Source organism: Brevundimonas sp., from assembly GCF_036399195.1.
Taxonomy (GTDB): domain Bacteria; phylum Pseudomonadota; class Alphaproteobacteria; order Caulobacterales; family Caulobacteraceae; genus Brevundimonas.
In genome coordinates this window covers 1-6,205 of sequence record NZ_DASWNO010000247.1, presented here as the reverse complement: position 1 = coordinate 6,205, position 6,205 = coordinate 1, and the positions used below count along the sequence as shown (strand labels likewise).

Annotated in this window: 6 protein-coding genes, 1 tRNA gene and 1 pseudogene; 3 read left to right on the top strand and 5 right to left on the bottom strand. The window is 69.4% G+C overall.

Annotated elements, in window-relative coordinates; translation table 11 throughout:
* A partial coding sequence (locus VGB60_RS10990) for a M13-type metalloendopeptidase (RefSeq protein ID WP_331038300.1) occupies positions 1–433 on the top strand: 433 nt, incomplete at its 5' end.
* A gap of 466 nt (positions 434–899) precedes the next feature.
* On the opposite strand, the gene hisS is transcribed toward VGB60_RS10990, so the two are convergent.
* The 5 genes from hisS to VGB60_RS10965 form a co-directional block, all read right to left on the bottom strand.
* On the bottom strand, positions 900–2,405 hold the full coding sequence (hisS, locus tag VGB60_RS10985) for a histidine--tRNA ligase (protein ID WP_331038299.1): 1,506 nt from the start codon (positions 2,403–2,405) through the stop codon (positions 900–902).
* 50 nt (positions 2,406–2,455) lie between these two features.
* A complete protein-coding gene (locus tag VGB60_RS10980) occupies positions 2,456–3,712 on the bottom strand; it encodes a DUF418 domain-containing protein (RefSeq protein ID WP_331038298.1) in 1,257 nt (418 codons plus the stop codon).
* A 67-nt stretch (positions 3,713–3,779) separates the two neighbouring features.
* Positions 3,780–4,349, bottom strand: coding sequence for a phthalate transporter (locus VGB60_RS10975; RefSeq protein WP_331038297.1), 570 nt, complete (start codon positions 4,347–4,349; stop codon positions 3,780–3,782).
* Positions 4,346–5,224, bottom strand: coding sequence for a 3-hydroxybutyryl-CoA dehydrogenase (locus VGB60_RS10970; protein WP_331038296.1), 879 nt, complete (start codon positions 5,222–5,224; stop codon positions 4,346–4,348). Before VGB60_RS10970 ends, VGB60_RS10975 begins: the two co-directional genes overlap by 4 nt.
* A 123-nt stretch (positions 5,225–5,347) precedes the next feature.
* Positions 5,348–5,653 carry a YggT family protein gene (locus VGB60_RS10965; RefSeq protein WP_331038295.1) on the bottom strand — a complete coding sequence of 102 codons (306 nt, stop codon included), beginning with the start codon at positions 5,651–5,653 and terminating at the stop codon, positions 5,348–5,350.
* A gap of 163 nt (positions 5,654–5,816) precedes the next feature.
* Here VGB60_RS10965 and VGB60_RS10960 point away from each other — a divergent pair.
* Positions 5,817–5,892, top strand: a tRNA-Ala gene (locus VGB60_RS10960).
* A gap of 61 nt (positions 5,893–5,953) precedes the next feature.
* A pseudogene (locus tag VGB60_RS10955) lies at positions 5,954–6,205 on the top strand (hypothetical protein); the annotation flags it as partial.

The following is a 6,205-nucleotide window of genomic DNA, read 5'->3' as shown; positions in this document are numbered from 1 at the left end:
CAGCTGGTGGACGCCCGAAGACCGCGCCAACTTCGACGGCCTGACGAAGCGGCTGGGCGAGCAGTACGCCCAGTTCGAGCCGCTGCCAGGCTTCACCATCAACCCCGGCCTGACCATGGGCGAGAACATCGGCGACGCCGCGGGCACGGCGGTGGGCCTTGAGGCCTACCACCTGTCGCTTAACGGCCAGCCGGCGCCGGTGATCGACGGCACCACCGGCGATCAGCGCTTCTTCTACGGCTGGGCCCAGGTCTGGCAGTCAAAGATGCGCGACGACGCCCTGCGCAACCAGATCGCCACGGACTCGCACAGCCCGGCCGAGTTCCGGGTCATCGGACCGGTGCGCAACATCGACGCCTGGTACGAGGCCTTCAACGTCCAGCCGGGCTCCAAATACTACCTCGCGCCGGCCGACCGGGTGCGTATCTGGTAAGGCGGTTCAGACGCTGACTGAAGAGGGGCCGGAGCGGCGATGCTTCGGCCCTTTTCTTTGGTCGGATGGAAGCACCGGCCCTCTCCCTCCCGCTTGAGGGAGGGTGGCTGAGCCGCAGGCGAAGCCGGGTGGGGAGGGCACGGCGACGCGAGCGCCGGCGTGTCTGTTTGCCGAAGCGCGCCCACCCCTTTGCCGCTTTGCGGCAAGGACCCTCCCCCAGGTGGGAGGGAGAGGTGATGCTTGGAAGCCACCATCCAGACAGCAAAAAGCCCGCCGCGGGGGATACATCGCGGCGGGCTTCTTTCGCTCTTTGACGAGCGGACGTTTCCTCCCCGAAACGCCTCCGGGCCGCTGCTGCGTCGAAACGCTGCGCTTCCCGAGTAGGTCAGAATGACGACATTTCGCCCTTCAAGTCAATCAAGCCCGCCTCCGAAGTCGCGGAAATTCCTGACTTACCGCCGATAACTCACGAAGCTGTGCGCGGGCCCGCGACGATCGTTTGCACGGTTGCAACAAGTTCGCTGCGAGCGACGACCCGCTGGCCCGGACGCTCCGACTTCCACGCCTCGTTGTCGGTCACGCCGGCGGCCAGGGCGCGGCCCGCGTCGAGGTCCTTGACCGTCACCTGACCGGCGGCGATCTCGTCTCCCCCGAGGATGACCGCGGCCGGGGCCCCGCGGCGGTCGGCGTATTTCATCTGCGCCTTCATGCCCGCCCGCCCAAGGTAGAGTTCGGCCGCGATCCCGGCGTTTCGAAGCTCCGACACGGCGTCGAGGTAGTGGCGCATGTCCGCGTCCGAAAAGACGATGACGACCACCGGCCCCCGCACGCCGCCGCCCGCGCCCCGGCCCGCCGCCTTGAGCGCCGACGCCAGCCGCGAGACGCCGAACGAGAACCCCGTCGCCGGCAGCCGCTCGCCGGTGAACCGGGCCACCAGATCGTCGTAGCGGCCGCCGCCGCCGATCGAGCCGAACCGCACGGCCCGTCCCTTGTCGTCTGTCGTCTCCAGCAACAGATCGGCCTCGAACACGACCCCGGTGTAGTATTCCAGACCGCGCACGATGGTCGGATCGAACCGCGCCGCGTCCTGCCCCACGCCCATGACGTTCAGCGCCGCGTCGACGGCCGCGAGCTCGTTCAGCGCCCGCTCGCCCGTCTCACCCAGACCACCAGCCCGCGCGACGGCGTCGAGCGTCTCGGCCCGGGTCAGCCCCTGCGTTCCGGCGGAGGCGAGGAAGGCCTCGACGGTGGCGATCACGGCCGGCGGCAGGCCGGCGCCCTTGGTGTAGTCGCCGGACTCATCGAGTCGGCCCTCGCCCAGAAGGGCGGCGACGCCGCCCCAGCCCAGCCGCTCGAACTTGTCGATCGCGCGCAGCGCCGTCAGTTTCTGGCCCGCGTCCTCGACGCCGCCCGCCTCGAACAGGCCGTCGAAAAGCTTGCGGTTCGAGACCTTGATGACCGCCTGGCCAGCGTCGAGGCCCGCGGCTCGCAACCCTTCGCCCGCCATGGCGATGATCTCGGCGTCAGCCTCGGGACGGTCCGAACCGACCGTGTCGGCGTCGCACTGGACGAACTCCCGGAAGCGCCCGGGCCCCGGCTTCTCGTTGCGCCATACCGGCCCGAAGGCGTAGCGGCGAAAGGGCTTGGGCAGGGTCTCCCAGCTCTGCGCCGCGAACCGGGCCAGCGGCGCCGTCAGGTCGTAGCGCAGGGCCATCCACTGATCGTCGTCGTCCTGCAGGGCGAACACGCCCTCGTTCGGACGGTCGGCGTCAGGCAGGAATTTGCCGAGGGCGTCGGCGTACTCGAACGCCCCCGTCTCTAGCGGTTCGAAGCCCCAGCGCTCGTAGACCTCGGACACCCGCGCCACCAGCCGGCGCTCGGCCACCAGGTCGGGGCCGCGACGGTCGGCGAACCCCCGCGGGTTGCGGGCTTCGGGGCGAGTCTCTGGGCGGATCGGCGTCTCGGTGCTCATGCCGCGCGCTTAAGCCATCGCCCGCCGCCCGGCAACGACGGCGGCGAAGGTCAGGCCGCGACCGTCTTTCGCAGCGGCATCATCCGACCGTAGCTCAGGCAGCGCCAGGCCCACTCGAACGGCCCCATGCTGAAGGCCGACAGCCACAGCGGCGACCAGATCAGCTGGGCGATCCAGATCGCGCCGACGACGCCCCACAGGGCGCCGGGCCCCATGGTCCCGAACCACTGCGGCCCCCACGGCATGTAGAACAGGGTGCTCATGATGAGGGTCTGGGTCAGGTAGTTGGTGAAGGCCATCCGGCCCACCGGCGCCAGCACCTGCGTCACCGCCTTCAGGCCGAACCGTGTCATCAGGATCAGCAGGCTGACGTAGCCGAGCGTCACCAGCGGCGCGAGGCCGCCGGCGGCGGCCGCCACGCCCCGGGTCGGATCGGCGTCGAGGCCGGCTCTCACGTCGGTCAGGTCGGCGACCCCGAAGATGCCAAGATTGACGGCGGCGAGGGCGGCGATCAGTGCGTAGAGCCAGACGGGCGACCGCCCGCTCAGGAAGCCGGACTTGAACAGCCCCAGCCCCAGCATCATCAGCGGCAGGCTGACCATGATCATGGGAATGCTGACCCCCTGGGCCATCCCCCACGCCTTGGCGTTCTCCACCCAGGCTCCGGCTCCGGCGCCGTAGGCCTGAACGGTGGCCATGACCTCTTCCCGCGTCACCTGCGGCATGCCGGCCTCGAACTTGGCGCTGAAGTCTTCGCCAAGCCCGGCGACCACCAGCGGTCCCGCCGTCGCCAGAAAGCCCCACAGCAGGGTGATCCCGCCGCCGATCCAGATCAGCTTCGACGCCTTCATCGACCGCATCATCATCATGATCAGGCCGCAGTAGGCGTAGTGCAGCAGGATGTCGCCGAACCAGAAGGCCAGCCCGTGAATGAGGCCGAACAGCCCCAACCACAGCAGCCTGCGCCGCAACAGCTTGCCCCGCGCCTCGTCGAACCGTTCACCGCCGACCAGCCAGATCGACACCCCGAACAGCATGGTGAAGAGGGTGCGGAACTTGTCCGCGAAGAAGACGTCGGTGACCCAGTGGCCCCAGCCGTTCGCCCCGGTCAGGGCGAAGGGCCGCGCCGCCTCGCTCATTTCGGCCGACATCGGCCAGGCGAACGCCATGGCGTTGACCGCCAGAATCCCGAGCACGGCCCAGCCCCTGAGCATGTCGAGGTGGAAGATCCGGTCCTTCGGCGCGACGGGCGCAAGCGCGCTGTCGGCCTCGGCGCGCGACGTGGATGTCAGTTCGGCTGCGGTCATGATGGTCCCCCCGGATCAGTCGTCAGCTTGGCCCAATCCTGCACGGCGTCAATGGGATAACGCCGTCTCAGCCCGGGTCGCGCTCGCCGAAGACCCCCAGCCGGTCCCTGACCTCGGGCTGGGGCGCGAAGGCGATGAAGGCGGCGCACAGTCCGGCCCACAGCGCATAGCTGACGCCCACCAGCACGGCGATCGGCAGCAGGCCGACGCCGAACAGCAGCAGGCTGGTCTCGGTCGCCCCCGCCGCTTGGGCGATGCCGCCGGCCTCGAACCAGCCGACGATGGCCACCACCAGCGCCAGCATGGCCTGCAGCGCGGCGGCGAGCAGGCCGCCGTAGAACATGAACCGCCACACCACGCCCAGCCGCGTGGAGGGGCGGCCGCTGCGATCGCGCTCGCGGTTGAGCAGCCACAGCGCGGCCGGAACGGCGGCCAAGCCGACGATCAGGACCACCAGCCGCCAGTCCATCTCCAGCCCCGGCAACCAGTTGCGCGGGGGCCAGACGAACAGGGTGATCACCAGCGGCGGCCAAAGCGCGCCCGCAACGGCGGCCAGCGCGATGCGGTGGGGCTCGCGGCGCCAGGAGACGCGCTGCCGGCCGGGGAAGTCCTCAGGTCGTTCGAACGATGGGATCATCGGGTCGGCACCGGTTCGTCGCCGGAATAGTCGTAGAAGCCGCGGCCCGACTTGCGGCCCAGCCATCCGGCCTCGACGTATTTCACCAGCAGGGGACAGGGCCTGTATTTGCTGTCGGCCAGGCCGTCGTAGAGCACGTTCATGATCGCCAGCACGACGTCCAGCCCCATGAAGTCGGCGAGCTCCAGCGGCCCCATCGGATGGTTGGCGCCCAGCTTCAGCGCCTTGTCGATCGAGGCCACGTTCCCGACGCCCTCATACAAGGTGTAGACCGCCTCATTGATCATCGGCACCAGGATGCGGTTGACGATGAAGGCCGGGAAGTCCTCAGCGTTGGTCGTGGTCTTTCCAAGCGATTCAGCGAACGCCAGGGCCGTATCATAGGTCTCGGCCGAGGTGGCGATGCCGCGGATGATCTCGACCAGCTTCATCACCGGGGCGGGCTTCATGAAGTGCAGGCCGATGAACCGATCGGGCCGGTCCGTCGCCGAAGCCAGCCGGGTGATCGAGATCGACGAGGTGTTCGACGCCAGCAGCGTCCCGGGCCCGAGGTGCGGCGTCAGATCCGCGAGAATGGACTTCTTGACGGCCTCGTCCTCGACGGCCGCCTCGATCACCAGATCGGCCTTGGCGGCCGCGGCGAGGGAGCGCGCGGCCGAAATGTGGGACAGGGCGGCGTCGGCGGCGTCCTGATTGGTCAGGCCCCGGGCGACCTGCCGCGCCAGACTGGCGGCGATGGCGGCCTGCGCCTGGGGCACGCGCTCGGGATTGGCGTCGTACAGCATCACCTCGTAGCCGCCGGCCGCGACCGCCTGGGCGATGCCCGCACCCATCTGGCCCGCGCCGACGATGGCGACTGTTCGGATCGTGGTCATGAATTCCGGATGGCTGGCGGGCGCAGGGCCCGGTCGGAGCGGCACCTTAGGACCCTCGGCAGACGGCGCAAGGCCGGATCGGCGGCGCCGGGCGATCGCCCCGACGCTGTCGCCGCCGAGCCTCTATCCCAGCGTCGAGATCAGGATGGGCGCGGTCAACCGGTTGAACAGGATGCGGATGAAGTTGATCAGCAGCAGCACCACGATCGGCGAGATATCAATCCCGCCGAGCGGCGGAATGATGCGGCGGAACGGCTCGAGCAGGGGCGCCGTCAGGCGGTCGAGAAAGTCGGCGATCTGGGCCACGAACCGGTTGCGACGGTTGATGACGTCGAAGGCGAACAGCCAGCTCAGGATGGCCGACAGGATGATCGACCAGGTCATGATCGACAGGATCGTGTTGACCAGCCAGACGATGGCGTAACCCATGACGGGGCTCCAGAAGCGAGTGCAGGGCCGCTTCTAGCGTGGCGGTCGCCATCGGCCAAGGATTGACCGCCGCGGCGGGCGGTCGCCCTGACCCCGTTGACACCACCGGGCCGCCGAACGTATGTCGCGCGCTCGCCTGCACCCGACGGACCGCCGGGTTTGGGGGGCCGTAGCTCAGTTGGTAGAGCGCGTCGTTCGCAATGACGAGGTCAGGGGTTCGACTCCCCTCGGCTCCACCATCCTGCTTCGCGCTGGCGCGCTTCGCAGGACAAGTCCCCTGGCGGGTCAGGATCGCCGCTCGTGAATTTCTCGTCGCCCCCACAGATCCTCGTCGCCGCCCTGTACCGCTTCACGCCGGTCGAAGACCCGCAGGCGGTGCGGGACCGGCTGGAGGCGCTGTGCGCGCCGGAGGTTCGCGGCACGCTGCTGGTCGCTCACGAAGGGCTGAACGGCACTATCGCCGGCCCGGCGGCGGCGGTGGAGAGGGCGCTCGACGGCATCCGCGCCCTGCCCGGTTTCGCCGACCTCGACGTCAAGCGCGCCCTGGCGGCG